This is a genomic window from Leifsonia shinshuensis (assembly GCF_014217625.1).
Classification (GTDB): domain Bacteria; phylum Actinomycetota; class Actinomycetes; order Actinomycetales; family Microbacteriaceae; genus Leifsonia; species Leifsonia shinshuensis_A.
Genome location: NZ_CP043641.1, coordinates 4,085,876 through 4,110,576 on the forward strand (window position 1 = coordinate 4,085,876; position 24,701 = coordinate 4,110,576).

19 protein-coding genes are annotated in these 24,701 nt (G+C 71.3%); 14 read left to right on the forward strand and 5 right to left on the reverse strand.

Annotated features, from left to right (window positions below):
* Window positions 1-34 precede the first annotated feature (34 nt).
* Window positions 35-2,566, forward strand: a complete 2,532-nt coding sequence (locus F1C12_RS19910) for an ATP-dependent helicase (protein WP_185276544.1) — start codon at window positions 35-37, stop codon at window positions 2,564-2,566.
* Entirely contained in the window at window positions 2,563-3,612 is a 1,050-nt protein-coding gene (locus F1C12_RS19915; RefSeq protein ID WP_185276545.1) for an FUSC family protein, read from the forward strand. Before F1C12_RS19910 ends, F1C12_RS19915 begins: the two co-directional genes overlap by 4 nt.
* Here F1C12_RS19915 and F1C12_RS19920 read toward each other — a convergent pair.
* Together F1C12_RS19920 and F1C12_RS19925 are read right to left on the reverse strand one after the other, a co-directional pair.
* Window positions 3,609-4,439: an oxygenase MpaB family protein gene (locus tag F1C12_RS19920; protein WP_185276546.1), complete on the reverse strand. Its 831-nt coding sequence runs from the start codon at window positions 4,437-4,439 to the stop codon at window positions 3,609-3,611. The genes F1C12_RS19915 and F1C12_RS19920 overlap by 4 nt on opposite strands.
* Window positions 4,436-5,935: a hypothetical protein gene (locus F1C12_RS19925; RefSeq protein ID WP_185276547.1), complete on the reverse strand. Its 1,500-nt coding sequence runs from the start codon at window positions 5,933-5,935 to the stop codon at window positions 4,436-4,438. Before F1C12_RS19925 ends, F1C12_RS19920 begins: the two co-directional genes overlap by 4 nt.
* Before the next feature lie 234 nt (window positions 5,936-6,169).
* Between F1C12_RS19925 and sucC the strand changes: the two genes are divergently transcribed.
* The 8 genes from sucC (at window position 6,170) to ddaH (ending at window position 15,773) form a co-directional block, all read left to right on the forward strand.
* A complete protein-coding gene (gene sucC / locus F1C12_RS19930) occupies window positions 6,170-7,333 on the forward strand; it encodes an ADP-forming succinate--CoA ligase subunit beta (RefSeq protein WP_185276548.1) in 1,164 nt (387 codons plus the stop codon).
* An 18-nt stretch (window positions 7,334-7,351) separates the two neighbouring features.
* Window positions 7,352-8,239, forward strand: coding sequence for a succinate--CoA ligase subunit alpha (sucD, locus tag F1C12_RS19935; protein WP_185276549.1), 888 nt, complete (start codon window positions 7,352-7,354; stop codon window positions 8,237-8,239).
* 143 nt (window positions 8,240-8,382) lie between these two features.
* On the forward strand, window positions 8,383-9,768 hold the full coding sequence (locus F1C12_RS19940) for a hypothetical protein (protein WP_185276550.1): 1,386 nt from the start codon (window positions 8,383-8,385) through the stop codon (window positions 9,766-9,768).
* Window positions 9,769-9,823: 55 nt separating this feature from the next.
* A complete protein-coding gene (locus F1C12_RS19945) occupies window positions 9,824-11,101 on the forward strand; it encodes a cell division protein PerM (RefSeq protein WP_185276551.1) in 1,278 nt (425 codons plus the stop codon).
* A 59-nt stretch (window positions 11,102-11,160) separates the two neighbouring features.
* Entirely contained in the window at window positions 11,161-11,754 is a 594-nt protein-coding gene (purN, locus tag F1C12_RS19950; RefSeq protein WP_185276552.1) for a phosphoribosylglycinamide formyltransferase, read from the forward strand.
* Window positions 11,751-13,331 carry a bifunctional phosphoribosylaminoimidazolecarboxamide formyltransferase/IMP cyclohydrolase gene (gene purH, locus F1C12_RS19955; RefSeq protein ID WP_185276553.1) on the forward strand — a complete coding sequence of 527 codons (1,581 nt, stop codon included), beginning with the start codon at window positions 11,751-11,753 and terminating at the stop codon, window positions 13,329-13,331. The genes purN and purH overlap by 4 nt, the downstream gene beginning before the upstream one ends.
* 97 nt (window positions 13,332-13,428) lie before the next feature.
* The gene (locus tag F1C12_RS19960) at window positions 13,429-14,484 is read left to right on the forward strand and encodes a Glu/Leu/Phe/Val dehydrogenase family protein (RefSeq protein WP_185276554.1); all 1,056 of its coding nucleotides are present in this window, start codon (window positions 13,429-13,431) and stop codon (window positions 14,482-14,484) included.
* Window positions 14,485-14,570: 86 nt separating this feature from the next.
* The gene (gene ddaH, locus F1C12_RS19965; protein ID WP_308457993.1) at window positions 14,571-15,773 is read left to right on the forward strand and encodes a dimethylargininase; all 1,203 of its coding nucleotides are present in this window, start codon (window positions 14,571-14,573) and stop codon (window positions 15,771-15,773) included.
* A gap of 12 nt (window positions 15,774-15,785) precedes the next feature.
* Here ddaH and F1C12_RS19970 read toward each other — a convergent pair whose 3' ends face one another.
* Complete coding sequence (locus F1C12_RS19970) at window positions 15,786-16,253, reverse strand: hypothetical protein (RefSeq protein ID WP_185276555.1); 468 nt, start codon at window positions 16,251-16,253, stop codon at window positions 15,786-15,788.
* 398 nt (window positions 16,254-16,651) lie between these two features.
* Here F1C12_RS19970 and F1C12_RS19975 point away from each other — a divergent pair, with 398 nt between their 5' ends.
* Both F1C12_RS19975 and F1C12_RS19980 read left to right on the forward strand, forming a co-directional pair.
* Window positions 16,652-18,496 (forward strand): ABC transporter ATP-binding protein, encoded by a 1,845-nt coding sequence (locus F1C12_RS19975; protein WP_185276556.1) that lies wholly within the window; start codon window positions 16,652-16,654, stop codon window positions 18,494-18,496.
* A complete protein-coding gene (locus F1C12_RS19980; RefSeq protein ID WP_185276557.1) occupies window positions 18,493-20,307 on the forward strand; it encodes an ABC transporter ATP-binding protein in 1,815 nt (604 codons plus the stop codon). The genes F1C12_RS19975 and F1C12_RS19980 overlap by 4 nt, the downstream gene beginning before the upstream one ends.
* A gap of 71 nt (window positions 20,308-20,378) precedes the next feature.
* On the opposite strand, the gene F1C12_RS19985 is transcribed toward F1C12_RS19980, so the two are convergent.
* Together F1C12_RS19985 and F1C12_RS19990 are read right to left on the reverse strand one after the other, a co-directional pair.
* Complete coding sequence (locus F1C12_RS19985) at window positions 20,379-22,085, reverse strand: hypothetical protein (protein WP_185276558.1); 1,707 nt, start codon at window positions 22,083-22,085, stop codon at window positions 20,379-20,381.
* A 140-nt stretch (window positions 22,086-22,225) separates the two neighbouring features.
* Complete coding sequence (locus F1C12_RS19990) at window positions 22,226-23,275, reverse strand: hypothetical protein (protein ID WP_185276559.1); 1,050 nt, start codon at window positions 23,273-23,275, stop codon at window positions 22,226-22,228.
* A gap of 169 nt (window positions 23,276-23,444) precedes the next feature.
* Between F1C12_RS19990 and F1C12_RS19995 the strand changes: the two genes are divergently transcribed.
* Window positions 23,445-23,795, forward strand: coding sequence for a response regulator (locus F1C12_RS19995; RefSeq protein WP_185276560.1), 351 nt, complete (start codon window positions 23,445-23,447; stop codon window positions 23,793-23,795).
* Window positions 23,796-23,993: 198 nt separating this feature from the next.
* Window positions 23,994-24,701 carry a LuxR C-terminal-related transcriptional regulator gene (locus tag F1C12_RS20000; protein WP_258046032.1) on the forward strand — a complete coding sequence of 236 codons (708 nt, stop codon included), beginning with the start codon at window positions 23,994-23,996 and terminating at the stop codon, window positions 24,699-24,701.

Here is a 24,701-nt window from a genome sequence, read left to right on the forward strand (position 1 = left end):
GATGACGGTGGCGGCGGCTAAAATGTGTCGAGACATGACGAGCCTTCCCGACGCCCCCTCCTCCTCTTCCGCGGTGCCCTCCTCCGTGCCGATCATCCTCGACGGCTGGGAGGGCGACGTGCGCCCAGGCGACGGCGCCGCGCGCGGCGGATCCGGCAGCGGCAGCGGCAGCGGAGGCGGACACCGCAGCCCGAGCGACCGCTTGTTCGCGGGGCTCAACCCGCAGCAGCGCGAGGCCGCCGAGTACCGCGGCCCCGCCCTCCTCATCGTCGCGGGCGCAGGCTCCGGCAAGACCAGTGTCCTGACCCGGCGCATCGCCGGGCTCATCGAGAGCCGGGAGGCCTGGCCGAGCGAGATCCTGGCGATCACGTTCACCAACAAGGCGGCCAACGAGATGCGCGAGCGCGTCGAGCAGCTGCTCGGCGGCCGCGCGCAGGGCATGTGGATCTCGACCTTCCACTCGGCGTGCGTCCGCATCCTGCGCCGGGAGGCCGAGACGATCGGCAAGACGCAGAGCTTCACGATCTACGACTCCGGCGACACCCGCGCGCTGCTCAAACGGATCATCAAGGAGCTGGACGCCGACACGCTCGGCTTCACCGTCGCGGGGACCTCCGGCCGCATCTCCAAGCTCAAGAACGAGCTCACCGACATCGAGACGTACGCGCGCTCGGCCAACCTGAGCGACCCGCAGGAGGTGATGTTCCTCGAGATCTTCCGGCAGTACACCCGCGCTCTTCGCCGGGCCAACGCCTTCGACTTCGACGACCTCATCGCCGAGACGGTGTTCCTGTTCCGCGCCTTCCCGAAGGTGGCCGCGCTGTACCAGACCCGCTTCCGGCACATCCTGGTGGACGAGTACCAGGACACCAACCACGCGCAGTACTCGCTCATCCGCGAGCTGACCATGCCGGTCTCGCCCGACATCGCGGAGGAGATGGAGCAGCACGGCCGCAACGTCAGCAAGCTGCGCGACGTGGTCGGCGCCATCCCGGGCGCCTCGCTGACCGTGGTCGGCGACTCGGACCAGTCGATCTACGCCTTCCGCGGTGCGGACATCCGCAACATCGTGGAGTTCGAGCGCGACTTCCCCGGCGCGAAGGTGGTGCTGCTGGAGCAGAACTACCGGTCGACGCAGAACATCCTGAGCGCGGCCAACGCCGTGATCGCCAACAACTTCGACCGCAAGGACAAGAAGCTCTGGACGGCGGTCGGCGACGGCGACAAGATCATCGGCTACACCGGGTACTCCGGTCACGACGAAGCGCAGTTCGTCGCGGACGAGATCGAGAAGCTGCACGCCGCAGGCATGGACTACAAGGACATGGCGGTGTTCTACCGGACGAACGCGCAGACCCGTGCGCTGGAGGAGATCTTCATCCGCTCGGCCCTGCCGTACAAGGTCATGGGCGGCACCAAGTTCTACGAGCGCGCCGAGATCAAGGACGCGATGGCGTACCTGATCACGGTCGCCAACCCCGACGACACCCTCGCGCTGCGCCGCATCCTGAACACGCCCAAGCGCGGCATCGGCCCGGCGACCGAGACGCAGCTCGCCAGCTATGCGGAGGACAACGGCTTCACGTTCCGCGACGCCATGCGCGACGCGGGCTCGCTCGGCCTCGGCCCCAAGGTGACCGGCGCGATCCTGCAGCTCTCCGGGCTGCTGGACGAGGCCGCGGCGAAGATCGACCCGGCCAACCCGGCGGGAGTCGCGGCGGTCGCGGACGTCCTCACCTTCCTGCTCGACGGCAGCGGCTACCTCGAGGTACTGCGCAACAGCCGCGACCCGCAGGACGAGGCGCGCGCCGAGAACGTGGACGAGCTGGTCGCGGTGACCCGCGAGTTCGCGCGCAACAACCCGGATGGCACGCTGGTCGACTTCCTCACCGAGGTGTCGCTGGTCGCCGCGGCGGACGAGATCGACGACTCCAGCGGCTCCGTGTCGCTGATGACCCTGCACACGGCCAAGGGGCTGGAGTACGACGCCGTGTTCCTGACCGGCATCGAGGAGGACCTCCTCCCGCACCGGATGTCGGCCAACGAGCCGGGCGGACCGGCGGAGGAGCGGCGGCTGTTCTACGTGGGGATCACGCGCGCCAAGAAGCGCCTGTTCCTCTCGCTGGCCATGACGCGCGCCCAGTTCGGCGAGACCGCGGTCGCGATGCCGAGCCGGTACCTGCAGGAGATCCCGACGGACCTGATCGACTGGCGCCAGTCGCCGGGTGCGGCGAACGGCCGGGGCGGCTCGCAGTCGCGCGCGCTGAACGCCCGCCGGCCCGGGATCGGCGGCACGGCCGGCCGCTGGAACGAGAGCTATCCGGTCGGCGGCAGCGCCCCGGCCGAGCGCCCGAAGGCCGAGTGGCCGAACCGGGTGACCGGCAAGGTCCGCGACAACGGCGACCTGGAGCTCGCGCCGGGCGACCGCATCCGGCACGCCGACTTCGGCGACGGCCGGGTGACCAACGTCACCGGCGAGGGCGCCAAGCGCGTCGCGCACGTCCAGTTCGAGAAGGTGGGCGCGAAGAAGCTCCTCATCAAGATCGCACCGATCGACAAGCTGTGAGGCTGGGGCGGAGGCAGTTCGCCTCCCTGAGCGTCGAGGTCGGCTTCCGGGCCGCCGCCGCTGTCGCGGTGCCGCTGCTGGTGCTGTTCGCGGTCGGACGGCTCGACCTCGCGGCGTACGCGACGTTCGGCGCGTTCACCGCCCTGTACGGCCGCAACGAGCCGTACCGGCTCCGCCTCCGCAGCGTCTCGGTTGCCGCGATCGCGCTGCTCGCGAGCATTGCGCTCGGCGTCCTCGTCGCCGTGCTGGGCGAGCCTCTGTGGCTGGCCGCGGTGTTGCTGGTGGCCGTGGTGGTGGTCGGGACATTCTTCGCGACGGCCTTCCAGCTGCTGCCGGCGCAGCCGCTGTTCTTCGTGTTCGCGCTGCTGGTCTGCGCGGCGATCCCGACGCCCGCGGCGGAAGCCTGGGGACGGATCGGCCTCGCCGCCGCCGTCGCCGCGTTCTCGTGGCTGCTGACGATGTCGGGCTGGCTGCTGCGCCGCTGGGCCGGAGACAAGGCCGCACGCACAGGAGCGGTGTTCCTCAAGAAGCTGCACCGCCGCCCCGGCGTGGACCTGACCGTCCTGCGCGACCGCCGCGTCTGGCTGACCGCGGCGCAGAACGCGGTGGGCGTCCTCCTGGCAGGCGGGATCGCCCTCGCCTTCGGGCTGGGCCACGCCTACTGGGCCGTCGTGAGCCTGGTCGCCGTCATCCCTCCCGCGCGTGCCGCGCACTCGATCTCCCGCTCGCTGCACCGGATCTTCGGCACGATCGGAGGCGTCGCCGTGGCGGCGCTGGTCCTGGTGTGGTCGCCGCCGGCCCTGGTGGTGATCGCGGTGATCGTGGTCTGCCAGTTCTTCGCGGAGATGCTGGTCGGCCGCCACTACGGCTCGGCCCTGCTCTTCATCACCCCGATGGCGCTCGCCGTCTCGCACCTGGCCTCCCCGGCCCCGCTCAGCACGCTGGTCGTGGACCGCGTGCTCGAGACCGTGCTCGGCGCCGGCATCGGGGTCGGCTTGGTGCTGCTCGCCCGGTGGGCCGAGCGGTCGCGCGGGCTGGCGGCCTAGCCGCCCCCTCCCTCCAGCGACCGCCGCAGCCGCCGCAGGTACAGGTCGCGCGGCCGCTGCCGGAGCCGGTCGGGAAGCCGTGGGTAGACCGTCGCGGCCACCCGCATCCGCCGTTCGAAGCCCCGCTCGATCGACGGGGTCCACGGCAGCCGGAACTGGTCCCGCACGCTGGGCGGCAGCAGCCCGGTCGTGACGATCCGCGCGTCCGGGAGCGTGGCCCGCAGCCAGAGCGGCACGCCTCGCGGATGGAGGATCTGGCCGGCGACCACCCGCGTCGCGTCCGTCACACGCAGCCGCCCGACCATGTCGTCCCAGTACTCGCGGAAGTCCGCCTCGGTGGCCGGCCACTCGTCCGGACGGACCTGGAGGCCGAAGCCGGACCGGGTCGCTTCGCGGTACAGCTCCTGCCGCGCGCCAGGGCTCGGCGCCCCGAAGACGCGCTCGCCGAGGTCGGCCATCGTCGCGTAGAGCGTCGCAGCCACCCAGAGCTGCAGCTCCCGATCGAAGGCGCTGTAGGCCGGTTGCGTGGCGGTCGCCGCGCCGCGCACGGGCGCGTGCGCCTGGTTGACCCGACGGCGGACCGCCTCGAACTCCGCGGGTGTCGCGAACGTCGCAGCGTAGAGGAAGGTCATCGTCGCGTGGAACCGGTCCAGCATCCGGTTGGCGAAATCGCTGTGCTCCACGACCCCGCGCCCGACGGCCGGGTGCGCGATCTGAAGGAGCAGGGCCCGGCCGCCGCCGGCGAGGCAGAGCGCCTCGCCGGCGAGCTGCCGGTACGTGAGCTCCCTGGTCGCCCCGGGGCCGCGGGCGGTGCGGGCGGTGGTCATGCGTCCATCCTGCAACGGGAGCCTGCGTTCCGGCGACGCAGTCGCCACCCGTGGACGGCGGTCAGGACACCGCCGCCGCCGAGCCCGAGGGCGACAGCCGCCGGCCACGCCCGCGCCGACCAGGAACCGCCCGTCTCCGCGAGCGCGGCAGGCGCCATCGTCGTCGGCGTGGGCTCCTCCGGCGCGGGCACCACCGGAACAGAGGCCAGCGTGATCTCTGCGGCGACGCCGAACGGCGACGCCCAGGGGCGGATCCGCTCGCCGCCGTCTCCCGAGGACAGGCGCGCCGGATCGATCCGCTCGGTCCAGACGTAGTGTCCGGCCGCGGGGATGGCGCATTCCGGGGTGTCGTACTCACCCGTGCCGTCCACCGTCGTCTCCACCGTGCAGACCTTCGGGGCGCCGTCCGGCACGTCCGGCGACTCGGCGAGCGGGGCGTCGAACGTGCCGTACAACGTGCTCTCCACGACGGCCTCCACTGGCTCGAAGCCGTCGTCCACCGCGCGGACGCCCCAGGCCGGGAGCAGCCCGTCCGCGGTGTCGACCGAGACCGTGAGCCGGTCGTGGATCAGCGCCCCGGGCAGCGCCTCCGGAGCGCTGGTCACCGTCGAGACGACGGGCTGGAACGGCAGCGGCGACGGACCCGTCGTGTACGCCCCCGCGCGGGCCTCCGCCGTCGCGGGCACGGCCACGAGCACGGCCTGCGCGTCTCCGTGCGGCGCGGCGACCAGCAGCCGGTCGCCGTACGGCAGCCCGTCGAGGGAGGCCGTCGCGCTGACGGTCACGCTCGGCCCGTCGCCGGACGGGACGATCGCCACGTCGGTCCCGTTCGGCACGTCGGCGTCTCGGGCGCCGCCGGCGAACGTGGCGCCGTCGAGGGACACCCGCACGACGTGGGCGCCGGGCCCGACGAGCTCCGTGCCGGAGGGCCGCACGACGGAGAGCTCGACGCGGACCCGGCCGGGCCCGGTCTCCGCCAGCTCGAGCACGGCGTCCGCGCGCACGGCGGTCGAGCCGAGGCGCGCTGCCTCGTCCACCATCTCGCGCGCCCGGGCGAGCACGGCGCCGGCGTCCGAGCCGGCACGGGCTGCGAGCTCTTCCGGTGTGTGGCCGCCGAGCCCGGCGACCAGCCACGTGGCGAGCTGTCCGGCGGCGGCCGTGAGCCTGTCGTCGGTGCCTGCCCAGGTGCGGGAGATGTAGGCGAGGGAGGCCGACTGCTCCGGCGTGTACCAGCCGAGCGCCGCGGCGTCGGCGTAGTCGTAGCCGTGCCCGGTGGGGCTCGGCCGTCCGGCGTTCAGGCAGAAGCCCTGCGCGCCGTCGTCGAGCCGGTATGTGCCGAGCCACCAGCCGTCCCCGGAGAGGTAGCCGGGGCCATGGCCCGCGCCGGAGAGAGCCCTGGCGTCCGGCGCGGCGACCAGGGTCTGCAGCATGGTGAGGAAGACGGCGAGGCCGGCGAGGACGAAGACGGTCACGAGGTTCGAGATGCGATGTGTCATGCCGTCAACGGTCGCGGCGACGGACCGCCCGCGGGCGGCCCGGACCGAATCCGTGGAGAGGTTGGCCTGCGCTTCGCCCTGTGGAGGAGAAACCGATTCGGGCTGTTCAGTCGGACGCGCTAAAGTTCTCACTGGCGAATTTATCTCGGCGTCGAGCTATTCTCCCGCCGGACCGCCCAGGAGACAACAGCCGGAGCGTCACGAGCGCGCCGGAAATCAGCGGATTGGATAACCGTGGATCTATTCGAGTACCAGGCCAGAGACCTGTTTGAGAAGTACGGCGTCCCGGTCCTTCCGGGCATCGTCGCGGACACTCCGGAGGAGGTCCGCGCGGCCGCGGAGAAGCTGGGCGGCGTCACCGTCGTCAAGGCGCAGGTCAAGGTCGGAGGCCGTGGCAAGGCGGGCGGCGTGAAGGTCGCCAAGACGCCGGAGGAGGCCGAAGAGGCCGCCAAGGCCATCCTGGGCCTGGACATCAAGGGCCACGTGGTCCGCCGGGTGATGGTCGCCGGCGGCGCCCGCATCGCCCGCGAGTTCTACTTCTCGGTGCTCCTCGACCGGGCCAACCGCTCCTACCTGTCGCTGACCAGCGTCGAGGGCGGCATGGAGATCGAGCAGCTCGCGGTCGAGAAGCCCGAAGCGCTCGCCCGCATCGAGGTCGACCCGCGCGGCGGCGTCGACACCGCCAAGGCCACCGAGATCGCCAAGGCCGCCGGCTTCCCCGACGAGCTGGTCGCGAAGGTCGCCGACGTGTTCGTCAAGCTGTACGACGTCTACACCGGCGAGGACGCGACGCTGGTCGAGGTCAACCCGCTGGTCCTCACCGAGGAGGGCGACATCATCGCCCTCGACGGCAAGGTCACCCTCGACGAGAACGCCGACTTCCGTCACCCCGAGCACGAGGCGCTCGAGGATGCGGAGGCCGCCGACCCGCTGGAGGCCAAGGCCAAGAAGGCCGGGCTCAACTACGTCAAGCTCGACGGCCAGGTCGGCATCATCGGCAACGGCGCGGGACTGGTCATGTCCACGCTCGACGTCGTCGCCTACGCGGGCGAGAAGCACAAGGGCGTCAAGCCGGCGAACTTCCTCGACATCGGCGGCGGCGCGTCCGCCGAGGTCATGGCGGCCGGGCTCGACGTCATCCTCAACGACCCGCAGGTCGAGAGCGTGTTCGTCAACGTCTTCGGCGGCATCACCGCCTGCGACGCGGTCGCGAACGGCATCGTGAAGGCGCTGCAGATCCTCGGCGACGAGGCCAACAAGCCCCTGGTCGTGCGCCTGGACGGCAACAAGGTCGACGAGGGCCGCCGCATCCTCACCGAGGCGAACCACCCGCTGGTCACCCTCGCACTCACCATGGACGAAGGCGCCGACAAGGCCGCCGAGCTGGCCGCGAAGTAAGCAAGGACGAATCAGAGAATGTCTATCTTCCTCAACAAGGACTCCAAGGTCATCGTCCAGGGCATCACCGGCGGCGAGGGCACCAAGCACACCGCGCTCATGCTGAAGGCCGGCACCCAGGTCGTCGGCGGCGTCAACGCCCGCAAGGCCGGCACCACCGTGACCCACGGCGACGTCGAGCTGCCCGTCTTCGGCACCGTCGTGGAGGCCATCGAGAAGACCGGCGCCGACGTGTCGATCGTCTTCGTGCCGCCGGCGTTCGCGAAGGACGCCATGGTCGAGGCCATCGACGCCGAGATCCCGCTGCTCGTCGTCATCACCGAGGGCATCCCGGTGCAGGACTCGGCCGAGGCCTGGGCCTACGCCAAGGAGAAGGGCAACAAGACCCGGATCATCGGCCCGAACTGCCCCGGCATCATCACCCCGGGTGAGTCGCTCGTCGGCATCACCCCGGCCACGATCACCGGCAAGGGCCCGATCGGCCTGGTCTCCAAGTCCGGCACCCTGACCTACCAGATGATGTACGAGCTGCGCGACCTGGGCTTCTCCACCGCCATCGGCATCGGCGGCGACCCGATCATCGGCACCACCCACATCGACGCGCTCGCCGCGTTCGAGGCCGACCCGGAGACCAAGGCGATCGTCATGATCGGCGAGATCGGCGGCGACGCCGAGGAGCGCGCCGCCGACTTCATCAAGGCGAACGTGACCAAGCCGGTCGTCGGCTACGTGGCCGGCTTCACCGCGCCCGAGGGCAAGACGATGGGCCACGCCGGTGCGATCGTCTCCGGCTCGGCCGGCACGGCGCAGGCGAAAAAGGAGGCGTTGGAGGCCGCGGGCGTGAAGGTCGGCAAGACCCCGTCCGAGACCGCCGCGCTGCTCCGCGAAGTCTACGCGGCGCTGTAAGAGCACCGCTCGAACCGCCGATCGGGGCCGGACTCCTCCACGGAGTCCGGCCCCGATCCGTTTCTCCACAGCCTGGATCGAGGCCTGCCCGCGGCCGGTACAGCGGCGCTACAGTGAGCGCAACCGTCCGGGAGGGGGATGCGATGCCACGTCTGACGAACGCCGAGCTGGCACGCCGGGTCGCAGCGCTCGAGGCCGAGAACGCCGCGCTCCGCGACAGGCTCGACGAGAACGCGACCGAGCCGCTGCCCGACCTCGCGCCCGTCTCCGAGCCGAAGCACACGCGCGGCTGGGTCTGGACGCTGTTCGCCGTGGTCCTCATCGTGATCGGCGCGATCCTGGCGCCCGTCGCGGTGGTGGCGTCGTGGGCGAAGGTGCAGCTCACCGACACCGACGCGTTCGTCGCCACCTACGCACCGCTCGCCAAGGACCCGGGCGTGCAGGCGTACGTGACGGACGAGACGGTCAAGGTCATCCAGGAGCACGTCGACATCCCGGGGCTCACCTCGCAGGTCATCGACGGTATCACCGGGCTCGGCACCGGCCCGGTGGCGACGAAAGCGCTCGACGCGCTGAAGGCGCCGCTGGCGCAGGGCATCGTGTCCCTCATCCAGACCACCGTCGGCCGGTTCGTCGCCTCGGACGCGTTCGCCCAGGTGTGGCAGGACGCCCTGCGCGCCAGCCATACCCAGCTCGTCGCGACGATGCAGGGCGACCCGAAGGCCGCGGTCGCGATCGGGAAGGACGGCTCGGTCGGCATCCAGCTCGGGCCGATCATCGACCGGGTGAAGCAGCTGCTGGTGGACCAGGGCATCACGTTCGCGTCGCGCATCCCGACGATCGACAAGACCATCACCGTCGCGCAGAACTCGTCCATCCCCACGATCCAGGTCTTCTACAACCTCGCGGTGGTGGCAGGGGCGTGGCTGCCCTGGGTCTCGATCGGCCTGCTCGCGCTCGGCGTGATCGTGGCGCGCCGCCGGGCCCTCGCCCTGATCGGCGCGGCGTCGGCCCTCGGCATCGCGATGATCGTCGTGATCTCCGCGATCGCGATCGGCAAGATCGTGTTCATCGCCTCGGCCTCGCCTGCGCTCGTGCCCGCGGGGGTCGCGTCGACGCTCTACGTGACGGTCTCCACCGCCATGAAGGACACCGGGGTCGCGGTACTCGTGCTCGCGATCGTGGTCGCGCTGGTCGCCTGGTACTCCGGGCCGTTCGGCGTGCCGCGCAAGCTGCGCGGCTTCTTCGGCTCCGGCGTGACCTGGGTGCGGGAGTCCGCCGAGCGGCACGGGATCACGACCGGCCGGGTGGGGGAGTGGATCTACGCCCAGCGGGTGCTGCTGCGGGCGGCGGTCGCGGTCATCGCGGCGGCGGTCGTCCTGTTCGTGAGGCCGCTCACGCCGTCGCTCATCATCTGGACGCTGGTGATCGCGGCGGTCGTGATCGCCATCCTCGAACTCGTGCAGCGACCGGTCATCACCATCCCGGAGAACGCCGACGACGACACCCCGGTGATGACCGTCTCCTGAGCGCCGAAGTGTCTGCCGGGCGGGCGGCCGCGCGGCGGGTAGGCTCCATCCGGAAATGAATCGCACAACCGTCGCCCTGCTCGCCGCGCTCGAGGCGGTCATCGTCGCCGCGATCGGCCTCGCGATCTGCCTCGTCCCGCTCACCGTGCTGTGGGCGGCCCAGTACCATCTGGCCGGCGACTTCGCGATCGTCTGGCGTGCGACGGCCGACATCTGGCTGATCGGGCATGGTGTCAACCTCACGGTGTCCCTCGACCCGCAGCTCGTCGGGTCGCTCGGCCTCCCCGCCGCAGCCGCGCCGTTCCAGGTGACGATCGCCCTGCTGGGCTTCGCCGCCCTCACCGCCGGCCTGGGGGTGCGGACCGGGTCGCGGGCGGCCGAGACGCCGTACCGTGCGACCGGCGCCGTCTTCGCCCTCGGCGTGTTCTTCCTGATCTCGGTCCTGGTGACCGCGACGGCCGGAAGCGCGATCGTCGAGCCGTCGCTCTGGCAGGGCTTCGTGCTGCCGACCTTCGTCTACGCGCTCGGGATCGGGATCGGCTTCGTGTTCGCCGCGCTCCGCGGCGGACGGGAGCAGTCCGCCGAGCGCGGCGTCGACCGGACGTCCGACGGCGGCCCGTCGTCCTCCGGCAGGGGAGCGGCGCCCGCTCCCGTCGCCATGGCCGTCCGCTCGCGGGTCGCCGCGGTCCCGGCCCCGGTCCGCACGGCCGTCCTCGGCGCCCTCCGTGCGGGCAGCGCAGCCACCGCGATCGTCATCGGGCTGTCCGCTCTCATCCTGACGCTCCTCATCTTCGGCAACTACGGCGCGATCATCGGCCTGTACGAGCAGCTCCAGACCGGGGTCGCCGGTGGGATCGCCTTGACCGTGGCCCAGCTCGCCTTCCTGCCCAACCTCGTCATCTGGCTGATGTCGTGGCTGGTCGGCCCCGGGTTCGCGATCGGCACCGGCTCCACGGTCAGCCCGATCGGGACCGCGCTCGGCCCGCTCCCCGGCGTCCCGCTCTTCGGCGTCATCCCCAGCCATGGCTACGCGTTCGGGCTGGCGGGCGTGATCGTGCCGCTGCTCGCCGGGTTCCTCGCCGCCGCCCTGCTCCGCGGTACGAGGAGGACGCAGACCGATGGAGCGCTGGCGCTCGTCCTCACCGCGCTCGGCATCGGCGTCGTCGCGGGCATCGAGCTCGGCCTCCTGGCCTGGTGGTCGTCCGGCGCCCTCGGCCCCGGCCGGCTGCACGACGTCGGGCCGAACCCATGGCTCGTCGGCGCGCTCGCGGCGGCGGAGGTCGCGGTCGCCGCCGTCATCGGGCTCGTGGTCGGAGGCCGCGCCCGGCGCTGACCCCGGCCGCTCCCGTCACCTGGTCCGACCGCGGCGCGCCGCATGGGTAGGCTTGTCGCGTGCTCTCGATCGTCGTGCTGATCTCCGGTGGTGGCTCCAATCTGCGTGCGCTGCTGGAGGCCGCCTCCGACGCCGAGTTCCCCGCCCGCGTCGTCGCGGTGGGAGCCGACCGCGAGGCCGACGGGCTGGACCATGCCGAGGAGTTCGGCATCCCGTCGTTCACGGTCCCGTTCACCTCCTACGACAGCCGGGAGGAGTGGGGCGACGCCCTGCTGGAGCAGATCCGGCTGTGGGAGCCGGACCTCGTCATCCTGTCGGGCTTCATGCGACTGGTCCCGCCCCGCGTGGTCGACGCACTCTCGCCGCACCTGATCAACACGCACCCCGCCTACCTGCCCGAGTTCCCGGGCGCCCACGGCGTCCGTGACGCGCTCGCCGCCGGCGTCACGCAGACCGGCGCCAGCCTGATCGTGGTCGACAACGGCGTGGACGCCGGCCCCGTGATCAGCCAGGAGCGCGTCCCGATCGTGCCGGGCGACACCGAGGCCAGCCTGCACGAACGCATCAAACCCGTGGAGCGGCGGCTGCTCATCGACGCCGTCCTCGACATCGCCAACGGACACATCGACCTCAAGGAGCTCTCCCGAGTATGAGCGGACCCCGCCACGACGCCAGCCTCTACCGCGAACGGGACGTCGTCCCGATCCGTCGCGCACTGATCTCGGTCAGCGACAAGACGGGCCTCCTCGAACTCGCCGCGACGCTGGCGGAGGCCGGGGTCGAGATCGTGTCGACCGGCTCCACCGCGCAGACCATCCGCGACGCGGGCCACGCCGTGACCGACGTCGCGAGCGTCACCGGCTTCCCGGAGTCGCTGGACGGCCGGGTCAAGACGCTGCATCCAGCGATCCACTCCGGCCTGCTCGCCGACCTGCGCCTCGCCTCGCACGAGGACCAGCTCAAGGACCTGGGCATCGAGCCGTTCGAGCTCGTCGTCGTCAACCTGTACCCGTTCGTGGAGACCGTGGCCTCCGGCGCGGTCGGCAACGACGTGGTCGAGCAGATCGACATCGGCGGCCCGGCCATGGTGCGCGCGTCGGCGAAGAACCACGCGAACGTCGCCATCGTCGTCTCGCCGGACGACTACGCGGAGGTCACGGCCGCGGTCGCCGCCGGCGGCACGAGCTTCGACCAGCGCCGGGCGCTCGCCGCCAAGGCGTTCGCGCACACGGCCTCCTACGACGGCGCCGTCGCGGCGTGGTTCGCGGGGGAGGCCCCCTCGACCGACGACTTCGCCGAGCGCTTCGAAGTGCGCGCCGAGCTGAAGCAGACCCTCCGCTACGGCGAGAACTCGCACCAGGCCGCGGCGCTCTACGCCGACCCGGCCGGCCGCGGGATCGCCCAGGCGACGCAGCTCGGCGGCAAGGAGATGTCGTACAACAACTACGTGGACGCCGACGCAGCCCTGCGCAGCGCGTACGACTTCACCGAGCCGGCCGTGGCGATCATCAAGCACGCCAACCCGTGCGGCATCGCGGTCTCCGACGACATCGCCGACGCCCACCGCAAGGCGCACGAGTGCGACCCGGTCTCCGCCTACGGCGGCGTGATCGCGGCAAACCGCACGGTGACGCTCGCGATGGCCGAGACGGTGAAGGGCATCTTCACCGAGGTGCTCATCGCCCCGGACTTCGAGCCGGAGGCGCTGGAGCTGCTGCAGACGAAGAAGAACCTCCGCATCCTCCGCCTGCCTGAGGGCTACGCCCGGTCGACGACCGAGTTCCGGCAGCTCTCCGGCGGTGTGCTGGTGCAGGACGCGGACCGCTTCGACTCCTTCGACTCGAGCGGCTGGACGCTCGTCTCCGGCGAGGAGGCCGACGCCGCGACGCGCGCCGACCTCGAGTTCGCCTGGAAGGCGTGCCGCGCGGTCAAGTCGAACGCGATCCTGCTCGCCAAGGACGGCGCCTCCGTCGGCGTCGGCATGGGCCAGGTCAACCGGGTGGACTCCTGCAACCTCGCCGTCAGCCGCGCGGGCGACCGCGCCGCGGGCTCGGTGGCGGCCTCCGACGCGTTCTTCCCGTTCGCCGACGGCCCCGAGATCCTGATCGCCGCCGGCGTGTCCGCGATCGTGCAGCCGGGCGGTTCGATTCGCGACGAGGACGTCATCGCCGCCGCGAAGGCGGCCGGGGTGACGATGTACTTCACCGGGGAGCGCCACTTCTTCCACTGATGCGCCTGCCGGATTGCATCACCTCGCGGGGTCGCGGAGAATAGACGACGGTCCACAAGACCCTCAGCATTCACCGCGATCCCACGAGGAGACACCGATGTCCGTCCTGCCCACCGACCTTCCGCACGAAACACTGCATGTGGTGAAGGGGAGGCGGAGCGGCCTCACCATCAGCATCGCGGTGCACTCCACCGTCCTCGGCCCCGCCCTCGGCGGCTGCCGCGTGTGGAACTACGACTCCTGGCAGGAGGCCGTCGCCGACTCCCTGCGCCTGGCCGAGGGGATGACGTTCAAGAACGCCGCAGCCGGCCTCAACCGCGGCGGCGGCAAGGCCGTCGTCTACCTGCCGCGCGGGCACCAGCTCAGCCCGACCGAGCGCTACGAGGTCATGCTCGACCTCGGCGACGCCGTCGAGAGCCTGGGCGGCAGCTACATGACCGCGGAGGACGTCGGCACGAGCGCCGAGGACATGTCCGTCGTCGCCACCCGCACCGCCAGCGTGTGCGGCCTCCCGCCCGCGGAGGGCGGCGTCGGAGAGCCGAGCGACGCGACCGCCGCCGGTGTCTACGCCGGCCTGCTCGCGACCCTGGAGCGCGCCACCGGCAGCCGCGACGTCGCCGGCCGCCGGGTCACCGTGCTCGGCCTCGGCCACGTCGGCTCGATCATCGCCATGCGCCTTGCCAGCGAGGGCGCTGTCCTCACCGTGACCGACGTCAACCCGGCCAAGCGCGCGCTCGCGGACGCCCTCGGCGCCGCCTGGGTGGAGCCGGACGAGGCGCACCGCGTGGAGGGCGACCTGTTCGTCCCCGCGGGCGTCGGCGGGGTCCTGACCGACACCGTGATCGACGAGCTGCGCGTCAAGGCGGTCGTCGGCCCGGCCAACAACCAGCTCGCCGAGCGCTCCGGCGCTGAGCGGCTCGCCGCCCGCGGCATCCTGTGGGCACCGGACTTCGTCGTCAACGCCGGCGGCGTCATCTTCCTCGCCATGATGAACGAGGCGGACGCCTCGGCGGAGGACACCCGCGAGCGCGTCGAGGCGATCGGCGACATCGTGGCGCGCGTCTTCGATGTGGCCGCAGAGCGCGGGATCACCACGCTGGAGGCCGCCGACGAGATCGCGCTGGCGCGCCTGCGGGAGCCCGCGCACGCCTGAGCCCATTCGTATCCCGCTGCCGGCCGCCGTGGCCGGCAGCGGGATACCAGCATTCGCATAGGGACCGGTCGGATAGGCTTTTTCGCATGACTTCCTCCTGGGCCCGCCGGCTCGTCGCCTCCCTCGTGTCCGCCGTCGCCGTGGCCGCCATCGGCCTGGTGGCCGCCACGCTCGTGCTGCTAGTCGCGAACCAGCTCAACTCGGCCGTGCTCGGGAGCATCACGCCGTACGTGGCCTGGAACGCACTCGCGGCGTTCGTCCTCGCGGCGATCGCGGCCCTGCTGGGCGCGTACGACCGGCGCTGGATCGCGGTCGTCGCCGGCATCCTGGTCGGCCTCATCAGCGCGGCGATCGGCACGCTCGTCCTGTTCTCGACGCTGAACGTCACGCTCACCGGGCAGGCCTGGGGCCAGATCGCGAGCTCCTTCATCGGCATCAACCTGCCGTTCTGGCTCGCCGTCGCCATCGCGTTCCCGACCGCCGGCTTCGCCGTGTTCGGGGCCATCGAGTCGCAGGGCGGCGCCACCGCCCGCAAGATCGCCCTGGTGCGCATCCCGGCCGGCAACCTCAGCGAAGGCCTCATCACCCACATCGAGCGCGAGGCCGTCGACAGCGAGCTCGCCGACAAGCAGTGGGACGATTACGTCGCGGCCCTCTCCGCCGCCGGCTGGCAGACCGTCGAGGTCGCCAGCGCCGACCAGCTCGCCGACTCCGTGTTCGTGGAGGACACGGCCGTGGTCTTCGGCGACACCGCCGTGATCAGCCGTCCCGGCGCCGACGAGCGCAAGCCGGAGGTCGCCGGCACCGAGGCCGCGCTGCGCGCGCAGGGCCTCCGCCTGGAGCGCATCGAGGAGCCGGGAACGCTCGACGGCGGCGACGTCCTCAAGGTCGGCGACACCGTCTACGTCGGCCGCGGCGGCCGCACGAACGCGGAGGGCATCCGCCAGCTGCGCGCGCTCGTCGCGCCGCTCGGCTACACGGTGGTCGCGGTGCCGGTCACCAAGGCCCTGCACCTCAAGACCGCCGTCACCGCCCTCCCGGACGGCACCGTCATCGGCTACGAGCCGATCGTGGACGACCCGCGGATCTTCCAGCGCTTCCTCCCGGTCCCGGAGGCGCACGGCACCGCCGTCGTCGTGCTGGACGACGCGACCGTGCTGATGTCGTCGTCGGCGCCGGGCTCGGTCGCGCTGGTCGAGGACCTCGGCTACACGGTCATCCAGGTCGACATCTCGGAGTTCGAGAAGCTCGAGGGCTGCGTCACCTGCCTGTCGATCCGCATCCGCTGACGCGGGCGGCGCTCAGTCGCCGGAGGCGTCGGTGGTGCAGGGGATGGACCCGGCCACCTGCGCCTCCACCCGCTCGCCGGACAGGCGCGGATCGGTGAAGCTGCCGCCCGTGGCGACGAAGCGGACGTTCGCGCCGTCGAGCACGAACGGTGCGGTGGAGATGAACATCCCGCCGTCGCCCGTGGAGATGCTGGTGCTGAACCGGCCGTTCTGACGGTCGGCCACGATCTGGGCGGGGATGCGGGAGGTCGGGTCGTTGCGCACGACGATGCGCCCGTCGGCACGCAGCACGCAGGTCGCGTGGTGCAGATCGACCGTCCGCGTCGAGGAACCGGTGACGCGCAGCTCGAACGAGGTCGCGTTGGCCCGGACAGCGGCATTCCACGCCCCGCCGACGGCCCAGAACATGCCGCCGACGAGCGCCACGAAGACCCCGAACGCCAGGATGACGATCCGGAACGAGGACGAGCGCCAGGCCATCCCAGCAGCCTATCCAGGCGTCCATCCGAAACTCGCTCTTGCGCTCGTCGCGATGCTGGGAATATTCTGTAGGGCTGCCTTGTCGCAGCATTCGGAAGACGCATCGGGCTACGGGAGGACGCCATGACAACGACTGAGAACACACGAACCGTGACCGTGTTCGGGCTCGTCGCCGCCGCGACCGCGTCCCCGGAGCCGGCCCCCGCCTGGTAGGTCCCAGGCAGGTACGCGCTTCCGGCTGACTGTCGCCGGCACCCCGCACAGGGCATCCGTAGCCCTGGCACGTCACGATCTCGTGGACGCATCCTTTGGCGACCTCTCAGCACGCCTCACCGGGTCCGAGGCGACCCGACACAGAACAACGAAGTCAAGAAACGCACGAAGAGAAAACGGAACTCATGTCTATCGCTGAAACCCATCAGCACCCTCCGCAAAGAGAAGAGAAGAAGCGCTCGGGGACCGTGCGCACCCTGCTCCGCATCCTGCCGTTCGCCAAGTCGGCGGCGCCCCGCATCCTGCTCGGCATGGTCGCCGCGCTCCTGGCGAGCCTGGTCGCGCTGAGCATCCCGCAGGTGCTGCGCTGGCTGGTCGACGGTCCGCTCTCGGCGGGCGACCCGGCGGCCGTCTGGCCGGCGGCGCTGCTCGTCGTCGGGCTGGGCGCCGCGGAGGCGGTGTTCATCTCGCTGCGGCGCTGGTTCGTGCTCACCCCGGGCACCCACGTCGAGGCGCGGATGCGCAACGCCCTGTACGAGAAGCTGCAGGACCTGCCCGTCGCGTTCCACGACCGCTGGCCGAGCGGCCAGCTGCTGTCGCGCGCCGTCAGCGACCTCAGCCTGATCCGGCGCTGGCTGTCGTTCGGCATCGTGCTGCTCGTCGTCAACGTCGTCACCATCATCGTCGGCTTCGCCATCCTGATCGGCTGGAACTGGATCCTCGGCCTGATCTTCCTGGTGCTGTCCGTGCCGCTGTGGATCTACGGGTTCGTGTTCGAGAAGAAGTACTCGATCGTGGCCCGCCGCAGCCAGGACCAGGCCGGCGACCTGGCGACGGCCGTCGAGGAGTCGGTGCACGGCATCCGCGTCCTCAAGGCGTTCGGCCGCGGCAAGCACGCGCTCAAGAAGTTCGAGTCGCAGGCCGAGCAGCTGCGCGGCACGGAGATCGAGAAGGCGAAGGCCATCGCGGGCATCTGGCTGTGGCTGCTGCTGATCCCGGACGTGGCGTTCGGCATCTGCCTGGTGGTCGGCGTCTGGCTGGCCGCCCAGGACCAGCTGACGGTCGGCGAACTGGTCGCGTTCTTCGCGACGGCCACCGTGCTGCGGTTCCCGATCGAGTCGATCGGCTTCCTGCTCTCGATGACGTTCGACACGCGCACAGCGGCCGACCGCTTCTTCGAGGTCATGGACGAGGTCAACACGATCACCGACCCGGCTGAGCCGAAGCGGATCGCGGACCCGCGCGGTGAGCTCGTCTTCGACGACGTGCACTTCCGCTACCAGGACTCGCCCGAGCGCTTCCCCGACCTCCTGAACGGCATCGACCTCACGGTCCGGCCGGGGGAGACGATGGCGCTGGTCGGTCTGACCGGAAGCGGCAAGTCGACGCTGACCGCGCTCACCACCCGCCTGTACGACGTGACCGGCGGCGCGGTGAAGGTGGACGGCGTGGACGTGCGCGACCTCACCCGCTACGACCTGCGGCAGGCCATCGCCATGGCGTTCGAGGACGCGACACTGTTCTCGGCCTCCGTGCGCGACAACGTGCTGCTCGGCCGCGACGGGCTCGACCCGGCCTCCCCGGAGGCCGAGCGGATCCTGACCGAGGCGCTGGAGATCGCGCAGGCCGGCTTCGTCTACGAGCTCCCGGAGGGCGTGGAGACGAAGGTCGGCGAGGAAGGCCTCAGCCTGTCCGGCGGTCAGCGTCAGCGGCTCGCGCTCGCGCGCGCCGTGGCCGCGGCGCCGAGCATCCTGGTGCTGGACGACCCGCTGTCGGCGCTCGACGTCGACACCGAGGCGCTGGTGGAGGCCGCCCTCCGCCGGGTCCTGGCGTCCACCACCGCCCTGGTCGTCGCGCACCGTCCTTCGACGGTGACGCTGGCCGACCGGGTCGCCCTGCTGGAGGACGGCCGCATCACCGCGGTCGGCACCCACCACGACCTGCTCGTGTCCAACGAGCACTACCGTTTCGTCCTCTCCTCCCTCGAAGAGGAGCGCGACGAGGAGATCCTTCAGGAGGTGAACCTGTGAGCACCGCGACCGTCCTGGGCGTCGAAGGCGAAGAGCGCAACGACCTCAACAAGGAGGAGAGCCGGCAGATCCGCCGGCGCTCCCTCCGCCTGCTCGGCTCGCTGCTGCACCCGCTGCGCACGCGGCTGGTGCTGACCGCGATCGTCGTCGTGATCAGCACGGCCGGCCAGGTGGCAGGCCCCGCGATCATCGCGTTCGGCATCGACAACGGCATCACGGCGCTGAAGAGCCAGAACTGGCTCCCGGTCGCCGCCGCCGGCGTGGCGTACCTGATCACCGGCGTCATCGGCGCCGTGCTGATCGCGTGGTACACCGTGCTCAGCGCGCGGATCAGCCAGGCGATCCTGATCGACCTGCGCAAGCGGGTGTTCCTGCACACCCAGAAGCTCTCGCTGGAGTTCCACGAGTCGTACACGTCCGGCCGCATCATCTCGCGGCAGACCAGCGACCTGGACTCCATCCGCGAGCTGCTGGACTCCGGCATCAACCAGCTCGTGCAGGGCTTCCTGTACATGCTGTTCATCGCGATCGCGCTGTTCTGGCTCGACTGGGTGAGCGGCGTCGTGCTGCTCTGCTCGCTGGTGCCGCTGTACCTGCTGACCCGCTGGTTCCAGAAGCGCTCGCAGGTGCTGTTCCGCATCTCGCGGGTGGCGTCGGCGAAGCTGATCGTGCATTTCGTGGAGACCATGACCGGCATCCGCGCGGTCAAGGCGTTCCGCAAGGAGAAGCGCAACGAGAAGGAGTTCGGCGGCCTGGTCGAGGACTACCGCGACGTCAACGCGCGGGTCATCCAGCTGTTCGGGATCTTCGACCCGGGCCTGGTGATGATCGGCAACCTGACGGTCGGCGCCGTGCTGCTCGTCGGCGGCTTCCGGGTCGCGGACGGCCAGCTGGCGATCGGCGTGCTGCTGGCGACGCTGCTCTACACCCGCCGGTTCTTCGACCCGATGGAGGAGATGGCGATGTTCTACAACTCCTACCAGTCGGCCGCCGCGGCGCTCGAGAAGATCTCGGGCGTCCTGGAGGAGGAGCCGAGTGTTCCCGACCCGGTGCAGCCCACGGACCTGTGGACGGCGGAGGGCCACGTGCGCTTCGACGACGTGACCTTCGCCTACAAGCGGGACCGCGTCATCCTGCCGGAGTTCAGCCTGGACATCCCGGCAGGGCAGACGGTGGCGCTCGTCGGCTCGACCGGTGCGGGCAAGTCGACGCTGGCCAAGCTCATCTCGCGGTTCTACGACCCGAGCGAGGGCGAGGTCACGCTCGACGGCGTGGACCTGAGGGACATGCACCCGAAGGACCTGCGGCGCGCCATCGTCATGGTCACCCAGGAGGCGTACCTGTTCAGCGGCTCGGTCGCCGAGAACATCGCGCTCGGCAAGCCGGACGCGACGCGCGAGGAGATCGAGGAGGCGGCGATCGCGGTCGGCGCCCACGAGTTCATCGCGGGACTGCCGAACGGCTACGACACCGACGTGAACAAGCGCGGCGGCCGGGTGTCCGCCGGTCAGCGGCAGCTGATCTCGTTCGCCCGGGCGTTCCTGGCGAACCCGGCGGTGCTCATCCTGGACGAGGCGACGAGCTCGCTCGACATCCCGAGCGAGCGCCTGGTGCAGGAGGCGCTGCAGACGCTGCTCGCCGACCGCACCGCGGTGATCATCGCGCACCGTCTGTCGACGGTCGCGATCGCGGACCGGGTGCTCGTCATGGAGCACGGCCGCGTGGTGGAGGACGGCTCGCCGGGCGAGCTCATCGCCGGCACGGGCCGGTTCGCCCAGCTCCACGCCGCGTGGCGGGACTCGCTGGTCTGATCCGGTAGTGCAGCGAAGGTCCCGGAAGGAATGCTCCTTCCGGGACCTTCGTGCTGTCAGCGCGGTTCGGATCAGCGGACCACGGACAGCGTCAGGGCGCCACCCTCGTAGACGCCGGCCGACCAGTCGATCGCCACGGTGTTCTCACCGGGCACGAGCCCCGTGAGGGTGATCGTGCGCGTCCCGGCCGAGCCGAGCAGCGGTTTCGCGGGGACGGTGGAGGCCGTGCTCGCGCCGCCGTTGACGCTGTAGGCGATGCCGACCGCCGCCGACGTCCTGTTCGTCAGGGTGAGCGTCGCCGTCCCCGCCGCCGAGTCGGCGCCCACGGTCGCGGTCGGCGCGGTGAGTGTCGCGAGGCCGAGGTCCTGCGACACGGAGTTCGCGGTCCCGTCGCCCGCGAGGCGGTACGAGCCGATCAGGGTCACGTCGGCGAGGGCGGCGGGAACCTCGCCGGTGTAGCGCACCGACGGCGTCTTCGCGGTGCCACTCAGGCCCAGGTAGATGTCGGTGTCGTACGGGAGGTTGCCCAGCGTGTACGAGCCGAGCAGCGATGGCGTCCTGGTCGAGCCGAGCACGGAGCCGTCCGCGCGGTACGCGGTCAGAGTGACGGACTCGGAGGTCTCCAGGCCGTCCTTCCTGCCGTTGGCGTTGGAGTCGTTGAACACCGTGCCGGCGATGCTCACCGGCTGGCGGACGCCGAACAGGAGGTCCGTCGTCTTCTTCACCTTCAGGTCGGTGAGCCGGTAGCCGGTGCCCCAGTGGTCGACCACGGCGAAGTGGGCGGCTGGGATGGCCGAGATCAGGCCGGCCGCCTGCGCGACGGTGCCGGTGAGGGAGCCGAGCTGGTGGGAGGCATCGGCGCCGAGCAGCTTCTCGGTGTCGGCCTCGTCCACCACGGCGACCGCGCGGGAGAGCCCCGAGGCGAGCTTGTTCAGGTACTCGTTGCGCGGCGTCGTGCTGATGTCCCCGGTCGACAGCATCGACGGGTCCATGCCGAGGAGGGCGTCGGCGCTGCCCGAGCCGATCAGGTCGATGAGCGCGGCGACGCGGGAGGTGTTCGCGAGCAGGTCGCCGATCGTCAGGTCGAACGGCGAGCGCATCACGATGTACGCCCCCTCCGGGACATCGGTGAAGCTGAGCGGCCGGCCGTTCGCGGTGGTGCGGAACCGGATGGCGTCGCCCAGGTCGAGCGAGCCGCCGAGGGCGGCCGAGATGGCGGAGCCGACGTCGATCGAGGCCAGCGAGCCGTCCTCGATCGCCTTTTTGGTGGCGAGGACGTCGATGAAGATCAGCGTCTTGCCGTCGAAGTTGCCCTCGCCCGCGTCTTTGACGCCGTTGCCGTTGCTGTCGTCGAACACCGTCGCCGTGAGGTCCGTCTGCGTGGTGGCGGCGACATCCGCGACGCCGACCAGCGCGAGGCCGCCGACGGTGGTCTCGGCGACGGCGCCCGAACGGTAGCCGTCGGCGCTCGCCGCGGCGTAGTACGTGCCGGCGGGGAGTGCGGCCGCCGCGTACACGCCGAGCGCGTTGGTGGTGACGGTGCGGAGCGCGCCGGTACGGGCGGCGGCGTCCTCCGCGCTGCCGTAGAGCTCGACCGTGGCGGTGGCGAGCGGGAGGTCGCCGAGGGCGAACACGCCGTCGCGGTCGGCGTCGTGGAAGACGGTGCCGGTGATGGTGTAGACGGAGGCAGAGGCGGTCGCGGGCGCTGCGGCGCCGACCGCGCCCGCGGCCGAGATGCTCAGCGCCGCGGTGGCGAGGATGGATCGTGTAAATGTCACATCCCACACGGTATGCGACACGACGGACAAGCCCCGGGGCCCTCGTCGAGGGATCCGGGGCTTGTCGCCGTGGTCGGGACGGGCCAAGGGGTTGGATACGGGTTGGGTTGGCGGCCCGTCGCCGGCCAGGTCTGTGGAGGTCAGCCTCGCAGCGCTCTGCGGAAGATCCGGTGATCGGGAGCGCCGGCGCGGGCCAGCGGGAGGCGGAGCAGCGGGAGACGGTGCAGCGGCGAGGATCCGGTGTCGAGCACCACGACCTCCGCGCCCGCGTCGATCAGCTCGCCGGCGGTCGCAGGGTCGACTTCGCATCGGGTCTCACCCGCGACCACGGTCACGCAGCCCGCGGTCACGGCGCGACCGGCCGCGGCGGTGACGGTGACGCCGGAGGTCGCGGGGGCGACGATGCCGCGGATCGCGCGAGCCAGCTCTGCGCGCTCGGCGGGGCGGTCGCCGCTGCGTCCGGGGAAGCCGGCGCCGAGGTCGAGGACGCGGAGCCGGAAGCCGGTCACCGCCTCGATGTCGGCCGCGACGCCGACCGCGCGGACGATCTCGGCCACGTACTCGGCCGGGCCGAGGTCCTCCGGGAGGGCGAGCGAGAGTCCGGCGATCCGAACGCCGAGCCCGCGTGCAGCGGTGGCCGCGGTCAGTGCGTCGTCCGGAGTCAGGCCGTCCGCGGCGCGGTGCGCGGGGCGCGCTGCGAGCCCCGACCGCAGCCGGAGGATGACGCGGAGGTCGTCCGGCGCACCGGCGAACGACTCCACCGCGCGTGCGGCGTCGACCACGAAATGCCGCACGCCGGCGTCGTACGCGGCGCGCGACTCGTGCGGATGCGCGACGGGCGTGGCGTGCAGGATGCGGCGGCCGCCGACGCCGGCGGCGAGCAGGGCGGGAAGCGCCTGATCGTGGGTCACCGCGAAGCCGCCGTCCGCGTCCGCGACCGCCGCGAGCAGCCGCGGATGCGCGAGCGCGCTGGCGTCGTAGAGCACGTCGACCCACGGGAAGGCCTCGCGGAGCGCGGTGTACCGGTGCCGGGCGCGGTCCAGGTCGAGGACGACGAGGGGGAGGTCGTGGTGAGAGCGGTCGTCGTGCGGGAGGTCGTCGTGCGGGAGGGCATCGAGGTCCGCCGCGACCGCCTCGGCTGCCGTTCGGGCGGCGCCGTTCGGGTAGGCGGTTCGGGTTGCGGCGGACATCGCGTTCTCCTCGGTTCTCCTCGTGCTCACCGGAGAGGCATCCGGCTTCACTGAGGTTGTCTCATATGTTCCTGCCGTCGGGCGGACACCGGCATCCGGGGCGTCACCCGTTTGCCGATGCGTGCTGGCACGGATGCGATGCATGCCAGGCCGCGGAGAGAATCGAGGCATGTGCCTCCGTGTTGTGATCGTCGACGACCACGCACGGTTCCGGGCTCAGGCCGCAGAGCTCCTCACCCTGGAGCGCTTCTCCGTCGTCGGGGACGCCGAGACCGGCGCCGGCGGCGTCGAGCTCAGCCGTACCCTGGCACCCGACCTGGTGCTGCTGGACGTCGGCCTCCCCGACGCCAACGGATTCGACCTGGTCACCGCGATGCACGAGACCGGGGCCGCGGTCGTGCTCACGTCGAGCCGTGCGCTGCGCGACTACGGAACGCGCGTCTCCGACAGCGGGGCGGACGGTTTCATCACCAAGGCGGAGCTGACCGGTGAGGCGATTCGCAGCCTGCTGATGAACTGACCGGTGAGGCGATTCGCAGCCTACTGATGTGAGGGCGTGCCCGACTGCGGAGCAGACAGCTTCACACCAAGGCGGACCTGACCGGTGAGGCGATTCGCAGCCTGCTGATGTGAGGGCGTGCCCGACTGCGGAGCAGACAGCTTCACACCAAGGCGGACCTGACCGGTGAGGCGATTCGCGGCCTGCTAAAGTGAGCGCGTGGTCGGGGGAGACAACTCGGTAGCCCGTCCGCTCCGGGTGGCAGTCGCCGATGACGCTGTGCTGCTCCGCGAGGGGATCGGGCAGATTCTGCGCGCGGGCGGCGTGGAGGTCGTGGCGTCGGTGGACACCGCCGAGCAGCTGCTCGACGCGCTCGCGGCCGACGGCGGCACCGACGGCGGCTCCGACGGCTCGATCGACGCCGTCGTGCTCGACATCAAGATGCCTCCCACGCACACCGACGAAGGCCTCCGCGCACTCGAGACGCTGCGCGCGTCCGGCTCGCAGGTCGGCGTCCTCCTGCTCTCGATGTACACGACGGCGTCGTATGCCATCCGCGCCATGAGCGCCGGGAGTGGCACCGGTTACCTGCTGAAGGACCGCGTCGCCGACGCCGACGCGCTCGTGAACGCCGTCCGCACGGTCGCGTCCGGCGGGTCGGTCGTCGACCCCGAGGTCGTCCAGGTGCTCGTGGCCGCGCGCTCGACCGAGGCGGCGGTCGAGTCGCTGTCGTCGCGGGAGGTCGACGTGCTGCGGCTGATGGCGGAGGGGATGTCCAACGCGGGCATCGCCGCCGCGCTGCACCTCAGCCTCCGCACCGTCGAGTCGCACATCGGCCACATCATGAACAAGCTGGACATCGAGGAGACCACCGAGGGCCACCGGCGTGTGCTCGCGGTGCTGCGCTTCCTCGGCCGGGACGCCTGA

Bases quoted from the DNA above. Each gene is read 5' to 3' on its own strand.
- F1C12_RS19940 (WP_185276550.1), top strand. From the start codon at position 8,383: ATGCCACGTCTGACGAACGCCGAGCTGGCACGCCGGGTCGCAGCGCTC.
- purH (WP_185276553.1), top strand. From the start codon at position 11,751: ATGAGCGGACCCCGCCACGACGCCAGCCTCTACCGCGAACGGGACGTC.
- F1C12_RS19995 (WP_185276560.1), top strand. From the start codon at position 23,445: ATGTGCCTCCGTGTTGTGATCGTCGACGACCACGCACGGTTCCGGGCT.
- sucD (WP_185276549.1), top strand. From the start codon at position 7,352: ATGTCTATCTTCCTCAACAAGGACTCCAAGGTCATCGTCCAGGGCATC.
- F1C12_RS19970 (WP_185276555.1), bottom strand. From the start codon at position 16,253: ATGGCCTGGCGCTCGTCCTCGTTCCGGATCGTCATCCTGGCGTTCGGG.
- F1C12_RS19910 (WP_185276544.1), top strand. From the start codon at position 35: ATGACGAGCCTTCCCGACGCCCCCTCCTCCTCTTCCGCGGTGCCCTCC.
- F1C12_RS19975 (WP_185276556.1), top strand. From the start codon at position 16,652: ATGTCTATCGCTGAAACCCATCAGCACCCTCCGCAAAGAGAAGAGAAG.
- ddaH (WP_308457993.1), top strand. From the start codon at position 14,571: ATGACTTCCTCCTGGGCCCGCCGGCTCGTCGCCTCCCTCGTGTCCGCC.
- F1C12_RS19945 (WP_185276551.1), top strand. From the start codon at position 9,824: ATGAATCGCACAACCGTCGCCCTGCTCGCCGCGCTCGAGGCGGTCATC.
- F1C12_RS19925 (WP_185276547.1), bottom strand. From the start codon at position 5,935: ATGACACATCGCATCTCGAACCTCGTGACCGTCTTCGTCCTCGCCGGC.
- F1C12_RS19920 (WP_185276546.1), bottom strand. From the start codon at position 4,439: ATGACCACCGCCCGCACCGCCCGCGGCCCCGGGGCGACCAGGGAGCTC.
- F1C12_RS19990 (WP_185276559.1), bottom strand. From the start codon at position 23,275: ATGTCCGCCGCAACCCGAACCGCCTACCCGAACGGCGCCGCCCGAACG.
- F1C12_RS19960 (WP_185276554.1), top strand. From the start codon at position 13,429: ATGTCCGTCCTGCCCACCGACCTTCCGCACGAAACACTGCATGTGGTG.